At 43.0% G+C, this 2,361-nt stretch carries 5 protein-coding genes; all 5 read left to right on the top strand.

The features are described 5' to 3' along the window. The first annotated feature begins 141 nt into the window (after positions 1-141). The 5 genes from QUA04_RS29300 to QUA04_RS29320 all read left to right on the top strand — a co-directional run bounded on the left by QUA04_RS29300 (position 142) and on the right by QUA04_RS29320 (position 2,309). Entirely contained in the window at positions 142-384 is a 243-nt protein-coding gene (locus tag QUA04_RS29300; RefSeq protein WP_333264203.1) for a hypothetical protein, read from the top strand. Between the two features lie 219 nt (positions 385-603). Next, positions 604-1,260, top strand: coding sequence for a serine protease (locus QUA04_RS29305; RefSeq protein ID WP_333264206.1), 657 nt, complete (start codon positions 604-606; stop codon positions 1,258-1,260). 2 nt (positions 1,261-1,262) lie between these two features. Further along, positions 1,263-1,856 carry a hypothetical protein gene (locus QUA04_RS29310; RefSeq protein WP_333264209.1) on the top strand — a complete coding sequence of 198 codons (594 nt, stop codon included), beginning with the start codon at positions 1,263-1,265 and terminating at the stop codon, positions 1,854-1,856. Then, on the top strand, positions 1,853-2,122 hold the full coding sequence (locus QUA04_RS29315; RefSeq protein WP_333264212.1) for a ParE family toxin-like protein: 270 nt from the start codon (positions 1,853-1,855) through the stop codon (positions 2,120-2,122). The genes QUA04_RS29310 and QUA04_RS29315 overlap by 4 nt, the downstream gene beginning before the upstream one ends. Before the next feature lie 58 nt (positions 2,123-2,180). Continuing rightward, entirely contained in the window at positions 2,181-2,309 is a 129-nt protein-coding gene (locus QUA04_RS29320) for a hypothetical protein (RefSeq protein ID WP_333264215.1), read from the top strand. Positions 2,310-2,361 lie beyond the last annotated feature (52 nt).

Below are 2,361 nucleotides of genomic sequence, written 5' to 3' on the forward strand. Positions count from 1 at the left end.
CAATCGTTTGGGAGTTTTGTGTTTCCGAATCTATCTTCCTTTCCTTCTGCTTGAATATCTGCGGAATGTGGGTTAAATCTGCCAGATTGAATAAAAGCTATAATCTAGTCACTACCTAAAACCCGAAGCTGGGAGCCTACAATGGTTTCAATTCTCAACAAACCCTCCTCGTTAATCCATGAGATTTGCATTGAAAAAGTCGATCGGTGGAAGTTGTTCAAATTTAGTGAATCGCTGCAACAGCGAATGGAACAGTTGTTAGAGAAGAAAAAGGCAGACCAACTAATTGCACAAGAGGCAGCGGAACTAGACGCCATTGGGGAATTAGAGCGCATCTTTACCCATATCAATGCAATGATGGCGGCTCAAGATGTCAATCAGTGATCCGACGAGACAGGCGGTTCGAGAAAGAGCGAGCTATTGCTGCGGCAATTGATACTCTGATCAGGTATGATGTTGAAGTTGCTGTACAATTTACTCGACTTAGAAACATAACTTTGGTGATTGCGCGGTATGATCTATCAATGAGAGTGTTATTCTACCGCAGTTGTAGTATAATTAAGAGTTATATGGCAAGTTCATACTTTCATCGTAAAAAGTCAAATGTCATACTCATCTCTCGGAAACATAGTATTGGCGGTCGGACGAACAGGACTCAATGGGGTATCGCTGCTTGGTACAGCAACTCTACTAAATAGTCCTGGAAAGTTTGTTACGGCTGCCCATGTTACTAATAAAGATGAGCAGAATCTAGTCGTGGTTGTAAAACCTGATAATTCGAGCATCAATGACTATCAAGATACTTCTGATGAGCGAGTTCAGGTAATTCCGGTTCGCATTGAAGCTATTGATCCTTTCACAGATTTGTGTATTTTGTCGGCTGATATTGATGCGTTCTCTCCTATATCCATGGGTAGCACAGATCTTCTAAATTTTGGCAGTGTTGTTGATATTTTTGGTTATCCTCACGCCGATCATGGAAGATTGGTACTCACTCAGCAACGAACTGAGATCGGTGCACGAATCTTAATTAAAAATGGAATAGTCAAAACCAAGCATGTCGTCCTGAACACTCAGGCTCGCCCAGGTCAATCTGGAAGCCCTATATTCTCTGCACAAACTACAGTGCTTGTTGCTATCCTGATTGGGTCATATGCTCCGGGTGGTGGAGGTAGTATTTCATTGGGTGGAGTAGATCCGCATACCCTCCATCAGACTACTCATGCGGTGTCTGTTGAGTACGTTAGGGAAATGTTGTAGATATGGAAAATCAATTAGAACAATTATTTCAGGTTGATAATGAAGAGTGGCTCACAACGCTGCCTAAATACCAACAAATAAGGATCAAGCAGCTAGTGGATTCCACTAACTCTTACGAAGAGGCAGCAAAACAGTGGCTGAATGCAATGCCAGAAAACACATTCCCATTTGGAGCCGAACAAGCGAGAAATCTATTTATTGAAAAAGTCCGGGATGAAATGGAAAAATTCTTAAGGGGCGATGAAAAATACGCTGATGAACACAAACAGCTACTTTCTTCGTCAGAGGTACTACAAAAAACTCTTGTGAGTTCTGTTTCAGCAGCAATCGCCCCAGTAATAGGTACAGCAGCAGCCTACATTATGCCTGTTGTTGTTCTTGTATTCATGACAATGACTAAGATTGCGGATCAACCCATTGTTATTGCAGGACACAGTAGCAAAGCAGTGTTATTGTCTGAATCTGACTCGGCAGATGATATGCGTTGGGATCAAGCATTCTCCCGTTCCCCCGATGCTCTTGCTAAACTCGCAGCGACCGCAATGGCTGAGTATCATGCAGGCAAAACCCAAGAACTCGATCCAGAAACATTGTGAATTCACGCACTACAACCGAGTTCCGTAAATTATTTGCTGATTTACCTCAACAAGTTAAAGAGCAGACGCGCGCGGCGTATCGCCAGTTCAAGGAAAACCCAAGTCATCCAAGCCTGCGTTTCAAGAAGGTGCATCCAGAGTTACCCATCTATTCTGCCCGAATTAGCAAAAACTATCGAGCAGTTTGTCAGTTGGATGGAGACACTGCGATCTGGTTTTGGGTTGGTTCACACACAGACTACGAGAAATTGCTGGGGCAGTTGTAGTAGTGTTTACAGCCAGCCAATATCAATTAGAAAAGTGTATTTAGACAAGTGGAAGACTATGAGCCCAATCAATGAAGATCAACAACAGTTGCAGCAGTCGATCGCTCCCATGAGTCAGTCACTTCAACCGATCGCCATCGCAGGACAGACTAGCAATACAGTATTACAGCACTTCCGGATGTTATGAGGTACAGTAGCAGCAATTAGTAAACCAGTTTTTGAGATGTTTCGGATTAATT

The sequence above is a fragment of the Microcoleus sp. S13_C5 genome, assembly GCF_036700845.1.
Lineage (GTDB): Bacteria > Cyanobacteriota > Cyanobacteriia > Cyanobacteriales > Microcoleaceae > Microcoleus.